This window comes from Streptomyces sp. NPDC033270 (assembly GCF_055576575.1).
This window is the reverse complement of the sequence record NZ_JBVIRA010000015.1, coordinates 148,160-164,596: the sequence shown is the minus strand read 5'-3', so window position 1 is coordinate 164,596 and position 16,437 is coordinate 148,160. Positions and strand designations below refer to the sequence as shown.

The following is a 16,437-nucleotide window of genomic DNA, read 5'->3' as shown; positions in this document are numbered from 1 at the left end:
GGCCCCGCGAGGCCGCGCCCCGTCGCCCTTCACTCACCCGGGCCCGCCTCCGCTCAGGGAAGCGTGAGGATCTCCGTCCCGGTCTCCGTCACGACCAGCGTGTGCTCGAACTGCGCGGTCCGCTTGCGGTCCTTGGTCACCACGGTCCAGCCGTCGTCCCACATGTCGTACTCGTGCGTGCCCAGCGTCAGCATCGGCTCGATGGTGAAGGTCATGCCGGGCTTGATGTCGGTGGTGTGGTGCGGGCTGTCGTAGTGCGGAACGATCAGGCCGGAGTGGAAGGAGGAGTTGATGCCGTGACCGGTGAAGTCACGGACCACCCCGTAGCCGAAGCGCTTGGCGTACGACTCGATGACCCGGCCGATGATGTTGATCTGACGGCCCGGCTTGACCGCCTTGATCGCGCGCTGGAGCGCCTCGCGGGTCCGCTCCACCAGCAGCTTGGACTCCTCGTCCACGTCGCCGCACAGGTAGGTGGCGTTGTTGTCGCCGTGCACGCCGTTGATGTACGCGGTGACGTCCAGGTTCACGATGTCGCCGTCCTTGAGGACGGTGGAGTCCGGGATGCCGTGGCAGATGACCTCGTTGAGCGAGGAGCACAGGGACTTGGGGAACCCGCGGTAGCCGAGGGTGGACGGGTAGGCGCCGTGGTCGCACATGAACTCGTGGGCGACCCGGTCGAGTTCGTCGGTCGTCACACCGGGCTCGATCAGCTTGGCGGCCTCCGCCATCGCCTGTGCGGCGATCCGGCCGGCGATCCGCATCCGCTCGATCGTTTCGGCGTCCTGCACCTCGGGGCCCGTATAGGGCGTGGGCGCGTCCTTCCCGACGTACTCGGGGCGCGGGATCGAGGCGGGGACGGGGCGGGTGGGGGAGATCTTCCCCGGGACAAGAAGCGACTGGCCAGACATGCCAGCGAGTGTATCCGCGGGCCGTCGGGCAGGATGGTGACACGGAACACCCACAGGAGGCGGCAATGGCGCTGTTCAAGAGGCGGACGGTCGGTAAGCCGGGTGAGTGGTACTACTGCCTCCGGCACCACAGGGTCGAGGAGGGTCCCGAGTGCCGCGCCGCCGACCGCTTCGGCCCGTACGCCACCCGCGAGGAGGCCGCGCACGCCATGGAGACCGCCAAGGAGCGGAACCTGGAGTGGGAGACCGACCCGAAGTGGCACGACATGGACCCCGGGCGGTCGAAGGGCAAGGGCGGCGCGGGCGAGGACGCGTAGCGCGACGCCCGGACCGGGGCCCGCGCCACCCCCGCGGTGTCCTACCACCGCGGGGGTGGCGGCTCCGTCAGCGCGTCGGCGAGCCGGGCCAGCCGGTCGCGGAAGCGGCGGTGCCGGCGGGGGGCGGGCAGGCTGTTCTCGCCGGCGGCCGCGCTCACCAGATGCTGGACGGTGTCGAGGTCGAGGTCCGCGGGGGTGCCGGTACCGCCCTCGGGCGGGGCCGCCGCCGGCGCGGCGAGCGCGTCATGGGCCAGGGCGTGCAGATCGCGGTCGCCGCCGTCCAGCGCGAGCACCGTCGCGCCGTTGCGACGGGCGTCGTGCACCCGCTCCAGCAGCCCGGCGCCCGGCTGCCCCGGTGTGACGATCAGCAGCGTCTCGCCCCGCCCGGCCGCCGCCAGCCGTCCGAGCCCCACCGCCAGGTGGGTCGGCGCACCGCCGGGGACGCGGTGGCGCACCAGCGTCGGCGACAGCTCCGGCAGGCCCGACCAGGCGGCCTCGTCGTCCAGATGGGCGGCCAGATGCCAGGGCTCGTAGCCGGCGCTGCCGACCAGCAGCAGCCCGCCGCCGTGCGGTGCGACCGCGGCCCGCAGCGACCCGGCGAACCTGCGGGTGGCCTGGACCCACTCCGTCCCGGCGAGCACCTCACGCAACAGCGCGACCCTTACGGCATCCATGGCACGGCATCCTGCCGCAGGGCGGCGCTTCCTGGTTTCGGTTTCAACGGCTGTCACCCGTACGGGACTTGAGGCGCCCTTCCGCGGGGCCCTCAACCGGGCCGCTGGTCGTCCTGGGACAGTGGCAGACCGGCCTCGGTGAGCAGCCGCCCGACCTCCCGCACCGACCCCTCGTTCAGCGGCAGTTGCGGGAGTGCGGTGGCGCCCCGCTCGATCACGCCGAGGAGGTGGAGGGCCGCCTTGAAGGCGCCCAGTGCGGAGGAGCTGCGGCCCATCTCGCTCTCCGGGCCGGCGTCGATCATCGAGAACAGGGCGGCCAGGCGCTCCTGTTCGGCGGCGGCCCGCTCCCAGTCGCCGGACCGGGCCGCGTCGTAGAGGCGTACGTAGCCCGCCGGGTCGACGTTGCCGAGGCCGGGGACGACGCCGTCGGCGCCCGCCAACAAAGCGGCGTCCGCGGTCAGTTCGGAGCCGGTGAGGATCGAGAAGCCGGGGGCGGGGCCGGTGCGGCGGGCGGTGCGGCCGCCGAGCGCCACGATCAGCCGGCGCAACGAGCCCTCGTCGCCGCTGCTGTCCTTGAGCCCGGCAAGGGTGCCGTCCACGGCCAGCTCGAAGACCAGCGCGGGCGTCAGCTTGCTGTGGACGGCCGTCGGGATGTCGTACGCGAGCAGGGGGAGGTCCACGGCCGTGCGCAGGTGCCGGAAGTGGGCGGCGATCTCCCGGGGGTGGGTGCGGGTGTAGAAGGGAGCGGTGGCGACCAGGGCGTCGGCGCCCAGGCCGGCGGCGGTGCGGGCGTGGTCGAGGACCCGCGGGGTGGTGGTGTCGATGGTGCCGGCGAGCACCGGCACCCGGCCGTCCGCGGCCTTGAGCACCGCTTCCAGGGCCGTGGCGCGCTGGGCGTCGGTCAGGTAGGCGACCTCGCTGGTGGAGCCGAGGGCGAACAGCCCGTGCACACCGCCGTCGACGAGGTGGTCGACCAGGCGGGTCAGGGAGGCGGTGTCGACCTCGCCGCGCGGGTCGAGCGGGGTGCAGACCGGGGGGATGACGCCGTGGAGGGGGGTGGGCAGTGCCATGGGGGCTCCGGGTCTCCGATGTCGGACGGGTGGTGACCGATGTCGCCGGACATGGGACATGGGATGTCCTATGTCGGAGCACAATAGACCTGTTCACAGGCGGTCGGTCAAGGATGTGCGGTCCCGGGTGGGGCGGGTCGGACAGGGGTGCCCCCTGCTCCTCAGGAGCGTGGGGGAGGGTCGGCGGCACGGCAGACGCGGTTGCGGGAGAGGAAGAGTCCATGGCGCGAGGGACGATGTCCGAGGATGTGCAGGCGCAGATCAAGCAGTTGATCCTGCAGGGCGGGCTGGTGCCGGGCGACCCGCTGCCCACCGAGGCCGAACTCGTCGGCCTGCTCGACGTCAGCCGCAACTCGGTGCGCGAGGCGCTGAAGGCGCTGCAGGCCATGCGCATCGTGGAGATCCGGCACGGCTTCGGCACCTATGTCGGCCCGCTCACCCTGGAGCCGTTCGTCGAGGGCGTCGCCTTCCGTGCGGCGGTCCGCCACCACCAGGGCGAGTCGAGCCTGTACGAGCTGATGGAGGTCCGCGAGGCCCTGGAGGCGGGCCTGATCGGCACCGTCGCGCGCACCCTGCCCGCCGAGGACCTCACGGTCCTCAAGGGGCTGGTGCAGCGGATGGCGGAGGAGGCGCGCGGCGGCATGGTGCACAGCGCCACCGACCGGGCGTTCCATCTCGCCCTCTACCGCTCCCTGGGCAACCACCTGCTGAGCGAGGTGCTGGACGCCTTCTGGGCGGCCCTGCGCCGGGTGCGCGAGGACCTGTCCGACGCCCTTCCGGACCCGGAGGTGACCTACCGTCAGCACCGGGAGATCGTGGCAGCGCTGGAGGCCCGCGACGCGGACCGCGCGGTGGAGGCGATACACCGGCACTTCGACGGGATCCGGCACCGGCTCGCAGACTAGGGTCTGTCCGAGGCCCTGTCCCATTCGCCCCGTTCACCGGGATTTCATGCTGCGTCGGGAGTGTCTTTGCCGACACGGAAAGGCGCCATGTGCGGTGCCTTGACGGCCAGTTGGGCACTCCCTATGGTCACCGCAGGACAAGGGACATCCTACGTCCTTGCCCGTTGGGGGTGACCCATGGCGTACGAGAGCTCAGTGCCGTACCGGGCCGGGACCGAGGGGTACACGAGCTTCCGGATCCCCGCCGTGGTCCGGGCGCGCTCCGGGACCCTCCTCGCCTTCGCCGAGGGCCGGGTCTCGGCGGCCGCCGACTGGGGCGACATCGACATCGTGCTCAAACGGTCCCTGGACGGCGGCCGCACCTGGGGCCCGCTCCAGGTCGTCGGCCGCAACGGCACCGGCACCGCCGGCAACCCCGCACCGGTCGTGCTCGCCGACGGCCGGGTGCTGCTCCTCCAGGTCCACAGCGCCGCCGACGCCACCGAGGCCCGCATCCGCCGCGGCCAGGTCCCGCCCGCCGACGGCCGGCGGGTCTGGCTCCAGCACAGCGACGACGACGGCGTGAGCTGGAGCGCGCCCCGCGAGCTCACCGACCAGGCCAAGCTGCCGCAGTGGCGCTGGTACGCGACCGGGCCCGGCCATGCGTTACGCCTGCGCCGGGGCCCTTGCGCCGGCCGGCTGCTGGTCCCCGCCAACCACTCCACCCCGCCCACGCGGCCGGGCGACGACGGCACCGAGGCCCGCTACAACGGCGGTCACGCCCTGCTCAGCGACGACGACGGTGCCACCTGGCGGATCGGCTACACCGACGGTGACACCGACCTCAGCGTGGCTCCCAACGAGACCAGCGCCGCCGAACTCCCCGACGGCAGCGTCTATCTCAACACCCGTACGGAAGCCGCCGCGGCGTGGCGCCGCGCCGATGCCGTCTCGACGGACGGCGGCGAACACCTCCTGGCGCCCTTCCGCCCGCAGGCCGGCCTCGCCGGGCCGGTCTGCCAGGGCAGCACCCTGCACCTGGACGGCTCCGGCACCCTGCTCTTCTCCGGCCCCGCCCACCCGGCCGCCCGCGCCCTGATGGCCGTACGCGCCAGCCACGACGGCGGGCGGACCTGGCACACCGCGCACACGGTCAGCGGGCTCCCGGCCGCCTACTCCGACCTCGTACGCCTCGACCGCGACAGCGTCGGACTGCTCTACGAGACCGGCGACTTCAGCGCGTACTCGACGATCACCTTCCGCCGCATCCCCGTGGAGGAGCCGACATGACCAGCAACCCCGTGCACCGCAGAACGGTCCTGGGCGGGGCGGCCGCCCTCGCAGCCGGTTTCGCGCTCGCCGGCTGCGGCGACGGCGACGACGGCCCGGAACCCGAGGAACGCAAGAAGGGGCAGAAGATCGAGCTGACCTTCTGGTCCTGGGTGCCGGGCATCGACAAGCCCGTCGACCGGTGGAACCGCGAGAACCCCGAGGTCCAGGTCAAGCTCGAGAAGGTGTCGGCCGTCAACGGCGAGCAGTACGCGAAGATGCACGCCGCCATCAAGGCCGGCAACCCGCCCGACCTGGGACAGATCGAGTTCCCGGTCGTCCCCAGCTTCCTGCTCGACAACGGGCTGCTGGACCTCGCCCCGCTCGGCGCCGCCCGCCACAAGGGCAGGTTCTTCGGCTGGCAGTGGCAGCAGTCCGTCTTCGGCAAGGGGATCTACGCCATCCCGCAGGCGTCCGGGCCGATGGGCCTGTTCGTACGCCAGGACCTGTTCGACAAGTGGGGCGTACGGGCCCCCGGGACATGGGACGAGTACGAGAGCGCCGCCAAGACCATCCGCAAGAAGGGCGCCTGGATCGAGACCTTCGCCCCCACCAACGGCAACCGCTTCGCCGGCCTCGCCTGGCAGGCCGGCGCCAAGTGGTACGCGGCCGACGGGGACACCTGGATCGTCGGCATCGACGACGAACCCACCCGCAGGGTCGCCGACTACTGGGAGTCGCTGGTCAGGCAGAAGCTCGTCAAGACCATCCCGGACCGGCAGAACGCCTGGTACAAGGACCTCCAGACAGGGGCCATCGCGGCCTGGCTGGGCGCCAGTTGGGGCGATGCGCTGCTGTCCGGCAACGCGCCGGGCACCAAGGGGAAGTGGCGGGCCGCGCCGATGCCCCAGTGGAAGGCCGGCGAGAAGGTCTTCGCCAACTGGGGCGGCTCGACCACCGCGGTCTTCGCCAAGGCGCGCTACCCCAAGGACGCCCTGCACTTCGCGGTCTGGCTCAACACCGACCCCGAGTCGATCGCGCTGCTGATCGACGGCGGCTACGGCTTCCCCAGCGCCAAGAAGGGCTACGCCACCGCCGACCTCGACGTCGACAAGCCCTTCTTCGGCGGTCAGGCGTACAGCAGGATCTTCGCGGACGCCGGTGCGCACGTCGACACCAGCTGGCGCTGGGGACCCGGCGTGGACACCCTCTACCAGCGGCTCGGCGACGCCTTCACCGATGCGCTCGCCGACGGCGGCTCCTTCCGCTCCGTGCTGAAGAAGGTGCAGGGCCAGACCCTCGCCGACCTCAAGGGCAAGGGCCTGAAGGTGGAGAGCGGCGGGTGAGTCGGGACACGCTCGGCAGGGCGGAGCCGGTCGCCGCCCCGCGGCGGGCCCCACAGCGGCGCCCGCGCCGGGCCGCGCGGACCGAGGCCCGCAACGCTCGGGCCGCGGCCGGCTTCGTCCTGCCCTTCCTCGCCGTCTTCGCCCTCTGCTTCCTCGCCCCGATCGGTTACGCCCTCTACCAGAGCCTGCACCGGACCGAACGCACCGGCCCGCTCGGCCTCGGCGGCCGGGAGCACGAGGCGTTCGCCGGTCTCGACAACTACGCCCACGCGCTCAGTGACGACCGGTTCCTGACCGGCTTCGGCCGGGTGCTGCTCTTCGGCGCCGTGCAGATCCCGCTGATGATCGTGCTCGCCACCGCCCTCGCGCTGCTCCTGGAGAGCGCCGCCGCGCGCTGGGTGCCGTTCTTCCGCAGCGCTTTCTTCCTGCCGTACGGCGTGCCCGGCGTCATCGCCTCGATCCTGTGGGGGTTCCTCTACGTCCCCGGCATCAGCCCGCTGGTGAAGATCGCCGACTCCCTCGGCTGGCAGGTGGACTTCCTCTCCCGCGGCACCGTGCTTTGGGCCATCGCCAACATCGTCACCTGGCAGTTCACCGGCTACAACATGCTGGTACTGATCGCCCAGCTCAAGGCCGTACCGGGCGAGCTGTACGAGGCGGCGCGGATCGACGGCGCGAACGCCTGGCAGGTCGCCCGGCACATCAAGATCCCGCTGATCCGGCCGGCGCTCGTGCTCACCACCGTCTTCAGCATCATCGGCACCCTCCAGCTGTTCGCCGAGCCGATGGTGCTGCGCCCGCTGGCCTCCTCCATCGACTCGGGTTTCACCCCCAACCTGCACGCCTACAGCGAGGCGTTCGTCGGCAACAACCAGCATGTGGCGGCGGCGGAGGCGGTGCTGCTCGCACTGGTGGCGTGTGTGCTGTCCTTCGGCTTCCTGCGGCTGGTCGGCGGGCGCGCGAAGGAGCGCGGATGACCCGGCCCCCGGTCCGCTACCGGATCATCACCGCCTCGCTGCTGACCCTCGCCGCGATCTACTTCCTGGTGCCCGTCTACTGGCTGACCGTCTCCACCACCAAGAACAGCGCCGACCTCTTCGGCACCTTCGGCTTCTGGTTCTCCGACCATCCGCGGCCCCTGGGCCACCTCGTCGACGTCCTCACCTACGACCACGGGATCTACGCCCGCTGGTTCGCCAACTCCCTGCTCTACGCCGGGATCGGCGCGGTCTGCGCCACCCTGCTGTCCGCCGCGGCCGGCTACGCGCTGGCCAAGTTCCCCTTCCGCGGCCGGGAAGCGGTCTTCAACGTCGTCCTCGCCGGGGTGCTGATCCCCGGCACCGCGCTCGCCCTCCCGCTCTACTTCCTCTTCAGCGCGATGGGCCTGGCCAACACCTTCTGGGCGGTGCTGATCCCCAGCGCGGTCAGCCCCTTCGGCGTCTACCTCTGCCGGATCTACGCCGCCGCCGCCGTCCCCGACTCGCTCCTGGAGGCGGCGCGGATCGACGGCGCGGGCGAGGCGAGGATCTTCGGCGGGCTCGGGCTGCGGCTGATGACCCCCGCCCTGGTCACCGTCTTCCTCTTCCAGTTCGTGCACATCTGGAACAACTACTTCCTGCCGCTGGTGATGCTCTCCGACTCCGACCTCTATCCGATCCAGCTGGGCCTGACCTCCTGGACCGGTTACGCCGACCGCCAACCGGTGCTCTACCAGTACACGGTCGGCGGCGCGTTCTTGTCCGTGGTGCCGCTGATGGTGCTGATGACGGTGCTCCAGCGCTACTGGCGCACGGGGCTGACCGAGGGCAGCGTGAAGTCATGACCACCGAGCGGGCGACGCAGCACCGGCGGCCGTCACACCGCACGACGTAACGGCGTGACAGGATCGCTGTCATGACTACTTCCGACGCTGCGCAGTCCCCGAATGCCGCGACCCGCGCCAAGGCCGCCCTCCAGCGCGACCCCTGGGACCTCCCGGACGTCTCCGGCCTCGTGGTCGGAGTCCTCGGCGGCACCGGCGACCAGGGCCGCGGCCTGGCCTACCGGCTCGCCGTGGCCGGCCAGAAGGTGATCATCGGCTCCCGGGCCGCCGAGCGCGCCCAGACCGCCGCCGACGAGCTCGGCCTGGGCATCGAGGGCGCCGAGAACGCCGAGTGCGCCCGCCGCAGCGACGTGGTGATCGTGGCCGTCCCCTGGGAGGGCCACGCCAAGACGCTCACGGCCCTGCGCGAGCCGCTGGCCGGCAAGCTCGTCGTCGACTGCGTCAACCCGCTGGGCTTCGACAAGAAGGGCGCCTACGCGCTGAAGCCGGAGGAGGGCAGCGCCGCCGAGCAGGCCGCCGCCCTGCTGCCCGAGTCCCGGGTCACCGCGGCCTTCCACCACCTGTCCGCGGTGCTGCTGCAGGACCCCGCGACCGAGCGGATCGACACCGATGTGATGGTGCTCGGCGAGTCCCGCGCCGACACCGACCTGGTGCAGGCGCTGGCCGCCCGTATCCCCGGGATGCGCGGGGTCTTCGCCGGCCGACTGCGCAATGCCCACCAGGTCGAGTCGCTGGTCGCCAACCTGATCTCGGTCAACCGCCGCTACAAGGCGCACGCGGGACTGCGGGTCACCGACGTGTGACCCCTTGCCGCGCGGGGGCGGGTGGGGCGGGCTTCGGCGGCCCGGGGCATGGGGGACACTGGGAGGGATCGTGTGACCCCTCACCCAGGAGCCGACCCATGGCCCTCTTGCCCCCGCCCAGCCCGGCCCGGCGACTCGCCCTCATGGCCCTCGCCGTGTGCGTCCTCGCCGTCGCCGCGGCCGTCGTCTCCTTCGTGCAGGGCAGCTTCATCGGCATCGTCTGGGTCCTGCTGGCCGGTATCTCCAGCAACATGGCGTGGTTCTACGTGCGCAAGACGAAGCTGGAGCAGGCGCAGCGGGCCCAGGCCGCCGGCTGAGGGACCCCGGTCAGGACCCCGACGGCAGCAGCTGCGGCTCGCCCTGCCAGAAGCGGAAGAACTCCTGGCCCAGGTAGGTGTCGAGCTGCGAGACGCCGAGGCCGCGCAGGATCGCGTCGACCAGGTCGAAGAACACGTGGTTGACCTCCGGGACCCACAGCAGCCCGAAGACCGCCAGCAGCCCGAACGGCGCGAACGGCTCCACCTGCCGCCGCAGCTTCAGCGGCAGCCACGGTTCGAGCACGCCGTAGCCGTCGAGGCCGGGCACCGGCACGAAGTTCAAGATCGCGGCCGTCACCTGGAGCAGCGCGAGGAACGCCAGCGCGAAGCGGAAGGTGGCGGGCACGCCCGCCAGTCCGCCCAGCCAGAACGGCGCCGTGCACACCGCCGCGAACACCACGTTCGTCAGCGGTCCGGCCGCCGAGATCAGGCTGTGCCGCCAGCGGCCCCGGATCCGGCCGCGCTCGATGAACACCGCGCCGCCCGGCAGCCCGATCCCGCCCATGATCACGAAGATCACCGGCAGCACGATGCTCAGCAGCGCATGGGTGTACTTCAGCGGGTTCAGCGTCAGATAGCCCTTGGCCTCGACCGAGATGTCGCCGCTGTGCAGGGCGGTGCGGGCGTGTGCGTACTCGTGCAGGCACAGCGAGACCACCCAGCCGGACACCACGAACAAGAAGACCGCGAAGCCGGTGTTCGCGGCGAGGGTGCCGCTCCACACGGCCCACCCCGACACCGCCAGGACGGCGGCGAGCGCCAGGAAGACCGGGCTGACGCGGCGGTCGGCGGGCCGGATTGCTGTGGTCATGGTGCGGGCTCCCGAGAGTCTGGTGAGGGGCGGCCACGACCGTAGCCGGACCACGGCGGCCGGCGCACGGGTCCCCCCCCCCGAGCGGCATCGATACCCCGGCCCCTCCCCGGGGCGCTGCCGGGGAAACGAAAACCGGTGGCGGAGGAGTTCCGTCCTTGGACGACAATGGCGTGGTGCGCTACGGAATTCTCGGCACCACCCAGGCCGACCGGGCCGACGGTACCCCCGTCCCCCTCGGCGGCGCACGCCTGCGCGCGCTGCTCGCCGCCCTCGCGCTGCGCCCCGGCCGCGCGCTCTCCGCGGACGTGCTGATCGCCGACGTCTGGGGCGCCGACCCGCCCGCCGACACGGCCGGCGCGCTGCAGGCGCTGATCGGACGGTTGCGCCGGGCCCTGGGGCGCGCCGCCATCGCCTCGGTCGACGGCGGCTACCGGCTGTGCGCCGAGCCCGACGCCGTCGACCTGCACCGCTTCGAGCGGCTCACGGCCGACGGGGGCCGGGCGCTCGCCGACGCGGACCCGTCCCGGGCCGCCGCCCTGCTCGACGAGGCGCTGGCGCTCTGGCGCGGCCCGGCCCTCGCCGACCTCCCGGACGCGCGGGTGGAGGCGGCCCGCGCCGAGAGCCGCCGCCTGGACGCCCAGCGCACCCGCCTCGCCGCGGACCTCGCCCTCGGCCGCGCCGAGCGGGCCCTGCCCGCCCTCGTCGCGCTGTGCCAGGACCACCCCCTCGACGAGCCCCTTCAGGCCCTGCGGCTGCGTGCGCTGCGCGCCGCCGGCCGCACCGCACAGGCCCTGGCCGCCTACGAGGAGATACGCACCGGCCTCGCCGACCGCCTCGGCGCCGACCCGGGTCCGGAACTGCGCGCCCTGCACGCGGAGTTGCTGACCCCGGGCCCGGAGCCGGCCGTGGCCCCCGCCACGCCCCCCGCCGCCCCCGCCACACCCCCCGCCGCCCGGCTCGACGCCGCACCCGCCCGCCCCGGCAACCTCCGGGCCCGGCTCACCTCCTTCGTCGGCCGGGACGCCGATCTGGCGGCGATCCGGTCCGATCTGGCCGAGCACCGGCTGGTGACGCTGCTCGGCCCCGGTGGCGCCGGCAAGACCCGGCTGTCGCAGGAGGCCGCCGAGGCCGCCGCGGCGGCGCTGCCGGAGGCCTGGCCGCACGGCGTGTGGCTGGCGGAGCTGGCTCCGGTGGACGATCCGCAGACCGTGCCCGAGGCGGTGCTGACCGCGCTCGGCGCCCGCGAGACCGTCGTCCGCGGCACCACCGCCGAAGGACTGCGCGCCGCCACCGACCCGACCGCCCTGGACCCGCTCGCCCGGCTCGCCGAGCACTGCGCCGGCCGCCGGATGCTGCTCCTGCTCGACAACTGCGAGCATGTGATCGGCGCCGCCGCCGAGCTCGCCGAGCGGCTGCTGGCCCACTGCCCCGGTGTGACGGTGCTGGCCACCAGCCGCGAGCCGCTGGCCGTACCGGGCGAGGTGCTGCGGCCGGTCGAGCCGCTGCCCGACCCGGTCGCGCTGCGGCTGCTCGCCGACCGCGGGGCCGCCGCCCGCCCCGGTTTCCGGGTTGGGGTCGACGAGGAGACCGCGGCGGCCTGCGCCGAGATATGCCGTCGCCTCGACGGGCTGCCGCTGGCCATCGAACTGGCCGCCGCCCGGCTGCGGCTGCTCTCCCCACGGCAGCTGGCCGACCGGCTCGACGACCGCTTCCGCCTGCTGACCAGCGGCAGCCGTACCCTGCTGCCCCGGCAGCAGACGCTGCGCGCGGTGGTGGACTGGTCCTGGGACCTGACTGACGAGCCCGAGCGGGCGGTACTGCGCCGGCTGTCCGTCTTCGCCGGCGGCTGTGACCTCGCCGCGGCCGAGGAGGTCTGCGCGGGCGACGGCGTCGAGGGCTACGAGGTGGCCGGGCTGCTCGGCTCGCTGATCGACAAGTCGCTGGTGGTGGCGGCGCCGGCCGGCCGGGGCAGCGAGGAGCAGATGCGCTACCGGCTGCTGGAGACGGTGGGGGAGTACGCCGGTGAGCGGCTGGACGAGGCGGGGGAGCGGGCCGGGGCGGAGCGCCGGCACCTCGTCGCCTACCGCGAACTGGCCCGTACCAGCGACCCGTTGCTGCGCGGGCCCCGCCAGCGTCCCTGCATGGAGCGGCTGGAGCTGGAGCACGACAATCTGCGCACCGCGCTGCGCCGCGCCGTCGCGGCCGGTGACGAGCACGAGGCGCTGTGTCTGGTGCTGTCCCTGTTCTGGTTCTGGTCGCTGCGCGATCACCGCAGCGACGCCCGCCACTGGGCCACCGTGACCGCCGCACTCGGCCCCAACCCCTTTCTCCACCCCGTCGAACCGGCGCCCGAGCTGCACGAGACGCCCATCGACAAGCCGCCGCCGATGGACCCCGAGCAGCTGACGGAGGCCCGCCGCGAGGTCCGTCTGGTCGCACTGTCCAGCCTGGACAGCGACATCCAGGCCCTGCGCGACCCGGCGATGCAGGAGGAGCTGGCCGGCGTCCTCACCGCCTACCGCGCCGGCCTGCCGCAGACCTGCCGGGTGCCCGGTGTGATGTGGCACTACGCGGTGCTGCTGACCGGGCAGCTCGACCAGCTGGCGGAGCTGGTCGACAGCGGGGTGCGGGCCTGCCGCGACCGGGGCTACGCATGGGAGCTGGCCTACGTCCTGCAGCTGCGCGCCAAGATATTCAACGACCATGCGGGCGGGCTGCCCCAGGCGGCCCGGGACGCCGACGAGGCGCTGCGGATCTTCCTCCGGGTCGGCGACGCCTGGGGTGCGGCCGAGGCGCTGTCGGGGCGCGCCGAGACCCATGAGAAGCGCGGCGCCTATGACCTCGCGGCGAGCGACTACCGGGCGGCGATGGTGCACGCCGAGGACGTGGGCGCCCACGGCCAGACCCTGCTGCTGCGCGGCCGGCTGGGCGCCGTACTGATCGAGGACGGCCAGGGCGAGACCGGCGAGCGGATGCTGCGCGAGGTGCTGGCCGAGACCGCGAAGGGCAACAGCGGCCGGGACACCGAGCCGTTCGCGCGACTGACGCTGGCCATGCGGCTGACCATGACGGGCCGGCTGCAGGAGGCGCGCGAGGAACTGCTCACGGTGCGGGAGCTGTTCACCGCCCGCGCCCCGGACATGTTCGTCGGGCTCCTGGAAGCGTCGCTGATCTCGGTGGATCTGGACGAGGGCCTGACCGAGGGCCTGCTGCCGAGGTTCCGCAAGGCCTTGGAGATGATGCAGGAGCCCCTGGCGCGGATGGTCGCCCCGGATCTGCCCGTACTCCAACTCCTCGGCGGTGCACGGGTGTTGATGGCTGTGCACGGCGAACGGGCGGGTCGGGACGCGGCGCGCCTGGTGGGCGCGTACGACGCGCTGCGGGTCGCCGAGCATGTCCCGGCGCTGATCATCCGCGACGACCGGGCCCGTACCGAGGCGGCGGCCCGGGCACTGCTGGGCGACGGCGCCTATGACGCCGCGTACGCCGAAGGCGGTGGCCTCTCCCTCGAAGAGGCCACCGCTCTCATCTGACGCGAGCCGGGCGAATGGCCGTCCTACGGGGAAGCCCCCCGTAGGACGCGCGTCAGGTCTTCTTGCGGAACTTCGCCACCGCGAGCGGCATCGTGATCGCCGTGATGGCGACCGCCCAGGCCAGGGTGACCACGGTCGGGTGCGCCACCGCGCCCTTGCCGTCGATCAGCGCGCGGGCCGCGTCCGCCAGGTTGGACAGCGGGTTGATGTCGGTGAACCCCTTCAGCCAGCCGGGCATGTCCTTGGTCGGCGCGAAGATCGACGAGCCGAACTGGAGCGGCATCAGCACCATCATCGCCACGCCCTGCACCGCCTGCGGGGTCTTCATGGCGAGACCGAGCAGGATGAAGATCCACATCAGGGCGGCGCCGAAGACCGTGGACAGCGCGATCGCGCCGACGAACTCCAGCATGCTGCCGTGGACTTCGAGGCCGATCAGGAAGCCCATGCCCAGCAGGATCGCGGTGGCGATCAGCATCCGGCCGATCTCGACCACGATCTTGGCTATCAGGACCGAGGACCGGGCTATCGGCATGGTCCGGAAGCGGTCCATCACGCCCTTGCGGAAGTCCTCGTTGACGCCGGTGCCCACCGCCATGGCGATGTTCATGCCCATCATCGCCATCATGCCGGGCACCAGATACTGGACGTACTGCTGTTGGTTGCCCCTGCCGAACATCGCGCCGCCGAAGACGTACACGAACAGCAGGATGAAGATGACCGGCATCAGCAGGACGTCGAACATCGATTCCGGATCCTGCTTGATCTGCAGGACGTTGCGCCGCACCAGCGCGCCGATGTGCCGGGCATTGGCCCGCAGGCCGATCCGGCCCTCGTCGGCGCCGGGCTTGGCGAGCGGCGCCGTGATCGTCGCGGCACTCATGCCGACACCTCCGCGTAACTCCGGTCCTTGACGTCTTCGGCGGCCTCCGAGGTCTTCTGGCCCGTGATGGCCAGGAACACCTCGTCCAGGCTGGGCAGATGGGTGGAGATCCCGGCGAGCGCGAAGCCGCGCCGGCCGAGCACGTTGACCACCGCGGTCAGCTGTTCGTCGCTGATGATCGGGACGTTGACCACACCCTCGTCGAGGTCGGCGGTCGCGCCCCCGATGCCGTCCAGCCCGGCCTGGGCGATGGCGCCGACCATGCGGTCCAGCTCGCCGGGGTCCGACGGCCGGATCTGCAGGGTCCGGCCGCCGACCTTCGCCTTCAGCTCGTCGACCCGGCCCTCGGCGATCACCCGGCCGCGGTCGATGACCGTCAGCTCGTCGGCCAACTGCTCGGCCTCTTCCATGTACTGGGTCGTCAGCAGCACCGTCGCGCCCTCGCGGACCATGCGCTGGACCTCCTCCCACACCTCGTTGCGGGTGCGGGGGTCCAGGCCGGTGGTCGGCTCGTCCAGATACAGCACGGCCGGGCGGCCGATCATCGAGGCCGCGAGGTCCAGCCGGCGGCGCATACCGCCGGAGTACTTGGCCGCGGGCCGCTTGGCGGCCTCGGTCAGCGAGAACCGCTCCAGCATCTCGTCCGCGCGGCCGCGGGCGTCCTTGCGGGACAGATCGAGCAGCCGCCCGATCATGTAGAGGTTCTCCCAGCCGGAGAGCTTCTCGTCGACCGAGGCGTACTGCCCGGTCAGGCCGATCGTGCGGCGCAGCGCGCGGGGCTGGCGCACCACGTCGAAGCCGGCCACGACGGCGCTGCCGGCGTCCGGCACCAGGAGGGTGGACAGGCAGCGCACGAGCGTCGTCTTGCCGGCGCCGTTGGGGCCGAGCACGCCGAGCACGGTGCCTTCCTTCACGTCCAGGTCCACCCCGTCGACGGCCTTGACGTCGCCGAAGTGCTTGACCAGACCGCGCACCTCCACGGCGTTGCCGCCCCTGGTGGTTATCGTCTGTCGCGTCATGCCCTCAAAGATGCCAGCGGCCACTGACAACCCGCCGACAGACCGCCGACACCGCGGACGGGCCGCCGACAGCGGCACCGGCGGACCCGGCGGGGCACTACGGCGACGGCGGCCGGAACGCGAGGTTCCGGCCGCCGGGCCGATCGTTGCAAGGGAAGGCGTGCCTAGTGGAAGGTGTGCTCCTCGGCGGGGAACGCACCGCCGACGACCTCCTGCGCGAACTCCTTCGCCGCACCGCCGAGCAGCTCCCGCATGTTCAGGTACTGCTTGACGAACTTCGGCACCCGGCCCGCGGTCATGCCGGCCATGTCGGTCCACACCAGCACCTGCGCGTCGCAGTCCAGGCCCGCGCCGATGCCGACGGTCGGAATGTGCAGGGAACGGGTGACCTCGGCGGCCAGCTCGGCCGGGACGGCCTCCAGGACGACCGCGAACGCCCCCGCGTCCTGCACCGCCTTGGCATCGCGCAGCAGCTGCTGCGCCGCCTCCTCGCCGCGGCCCTGTACGGGGTAGCCGCCGTAGGCGTTGACCGACTGCGGGGTCAGCCCGACGTGCGCCATCACCGGGATGCCCGACGAGACCAGCAGCTCCACCTGGTCCGCGGAGCGCTCACCGCCCTCCAGCTTGACGGCGCCGACGCCCGCCTCCTTCACCAGCCGGGTGGGGGGGGGGGGGGGGGGGGGGGGGGCCTCCCCCCCCCCCCCGAACAGCAAAGCGCCCCCAAACAGGACGTACTTGGTGCGCCGGACAACCACGGAGGGAAGCGGGGTGGGTT

General features: G+C 72.6%; 15 protein-coding genes and 1 pseudogene. 9 read left to right on the top strand and 7 right to left on the bottom strand.

The genetic code is table 11. From position 1 onward, the window contains the following. Positions 1-53: 53 nt before the first annotated feature. Positions 54-911 carry a type I methionyl aminopeptidase gene (gene map / locus ACZ5XZ_RS21870; RefSeq protein WP_468980473.1) on the bottom strand — a complete coding sequence of 286 codons (858 nt, stop codon included), beginning with the start codon at positions 909-911 and terminating at the stop codon, positions 54-56. Positions 912-976: 65 nt separating this feature from the next. Between map and ACZ5XZ_RS21865 the strand changes: the two genes are divergently transcribed. Beyond that, positions 977-1,228, top strand: a complete 252-nt coding sequence (locus ACZ5XZ_RS21865) for a hypothetical protein (RefSeq protein ID WP_468980471.1) — start codon at positions 977-979, stop codon at positions 1,226-1,228. Between the two features lie 41 nt (positions 1,229-1,269). On the opposite strand, the gene ACZ5XZ_RS21860 is transcribed toward ACZ5XZ_RS21865, so the two are convergent. Beyond that, a complete protein-coding gene (locus tag ACZ5XZ_RS21860) occupies positions 1,270-1,902 on the bottom strand; it encodes a hypothetical protein (RefSeq protein ID WP_468980468.1) in 633 nt (210 codons plus the stop codon). A gap of 92 nt (positions 1,903-1,994) precedes the next feature. Continuing rightward, the gene (locus ACZ5XZ_RS21855; protein WP_468980466.1) at positions 1,995-2,972 is read right to left on the bottom strand and encodes a dihydrodipicolinate synthase family protein; all 978 of its coding nucleotides are present in this window, start codon (positions 2,970-2,972) and stop codon (positions 1,995-1,997) included. A gap of 221 nt (positions 2,973-3,193) precedes the next feature. On the opposite strand from ACZ5XZ_RS21855, the gene ACZ5XZ_RS21850 reads away from it, so the two are divergent. From ACZ5XZ_RS21850 to ACZ5XZ_RS21820, 7 genes are all read left to right on the top strand, one after another. Continuing rightward, a complete protein-coding gene (locus ACZ5XZ_RS21850; protein WP_468980463.1) occupies positions 3,194-3,877 on the top strand; it encodes a FadR/GntR family transcriptional regulator in 684 nt (227 codons plus the stop codon). A 177-nt stretch (positions 3,878-4,054) separates the two neighbouring features. Beyond that, on the top strand, positions 4,055-5,146 hold the full coding sequence (locus ACZ5XZ_RS21845; protein ID WP_468980460.1) for a sialidase family protein: 1,092 nt from the start codon (positions 4,055-4,057) through the stop codon (positions 5,144-5,146). Beyond that, positions 5,143-6,471, top strand: a complete 1,329-nt coding sequence (locus ACZ5XZ_RS21840; RefSeq protein ID WP_468980458.1) for an ABC transporter substrate-binding protein — start codon at positions 5,143-5,145, stop codon at positions 6,469-6,471. The genes ACZ5XZ_RS21845 and ACZ5XZ_RS21840 overlap by 4 nt, the downstream gene beginning before the upstream one ends. Next, a complete protein-coding gene (locus ACZ5XZ_RS21835; protein WP_468980457.1) occupies positions 6,468-7,448 on the top strand; it encodes a carbohydrate ABC transporter permease in 981 nt (326 codons plus the stop codon). The genes ACZ5XZ_RS21840 and ACZ5XZ_RS21835 overlap by 4 nt, the downstream gene beginning before the upstream one ends. Beyond that, positions 7,445-8,293, top strand: a complete 849-nt coding sequence (locus tag ACZ5XZ_RS21830; RefSeq protein WP_468980454.1) for a carbohydrate ABC transporter permease — start codon at positions 7,445-7,447, stop codon at positions 8,291-8,293. The genes ACZ5XZ_RS21835 and ACZ5XZ_RS21830 overlap by 4 nt, the downstream gene beginning before the upstream one ends. Before the next feature lie 71 nt (positions 8,294-8,364). After that, entirely contained in the window at positions 8,365-9,096 is a 732-nt protein-coding gene (npdG, locus tag ACZ5XZ_RS21825) for an NADPH-dependent F420 reductase (RefSeq protein WP_468980452.1), read from the top strand. 98 nt (positions 9,097-9,194) lie between these two features. Continuing rightward, positions 9,195-9,413 carry a hypothetical protein gene (locus ACZ5XZ_RS21820; RefSeq protein ID WP_468980449.1) on the top strand — a complete coding sequence of 73 codons (219 nt, stop codon included), beginning with the start codon at positions 9,195-9,197 and terminating at the stop codon, positions 9,411-9,413. A 10-nt stretch (positions 9,414-9,423) separates the two neighbouring features. Here ACZ5XZ_RS21820 and ACZ5XZ_RS21815 read toward each other — a convergent pair whose 3' ends face one another. Further along, a complete protein-coding gene (locus ACZ5XZ_RS21815) occupies positions 9,424-10,224 on the bottom strand; it encodes a site-2 protease family protein (protein ID WP_468980447.1) in 801 nt (266 codons plus the stop codon). A 158-nt stretch (positions 10,225-10,382) separates the two neighbouring features. On the opposite strand from ACZ5XZ_RS21815, the gene ACZ5XZ_RS21810 reads away from it, so the two are divergent. Further along, entirely contained in the window at positions 10,383-13,760 is a 3,378-nt protein-coding gene (locus ACZ5XZ_RS21810) for an AfsR/SARP family transcriptional regulator (protein ID WP_468980445.1), read from the top strand. A gap of 52 nt (positions 13,761-13,812) precedes the next feature. On the opposite strand, the gene ACZ5XZ_RS21805 is transcribed toward ACZ5XZ_RS21810, so the two are convergent. The 3 genes and pseudogenes from ACZ5XZ_RS21805 to panB form a co-directional block, all read right to left on the bottom strand. Then, the gene (locus ACZ5XZ_RS21805) at positions 13,813-14,643 is read right to left on the bottom strand and encodes an ABC transporter permease (RefSeq protein ID WP_468980442.1); all 831 of its coding nucleotides are present in this window, start codon (positions 14,641-14,643) and stop codon (positions 13,813-13,815) included. Next, the gene (locus ACZ5XZ_RS21800; protein ID WP_468980440.1) at positions 14,640-15,662 is read right to left on the bottom strand and encodes an ATP-binding cassette domain-containing protein; all 1,023 of its coding nucleotides are present in this window, start codon (positions 15,660-15,662) and stop codon (positions 14,640-14,642) included. Before ACZ5XZ_RS21800 ends, ACZ5XZ_RS21805 begins: the two co-directional genes overlap by 4 nt. Positions 15,663-15,826: 164 nt before the next feature. Next, a pseudogene (gene panB, locus ACZ5XZ_RS21795) lies at positions 15,827-16,324 on the bottom strand (3-methyl-2-oxobutanoate hydroxymethyltransferase); the annotation flags it as partial. Positions 16,325-16,437: the final 113 nt, after the last annotated feature.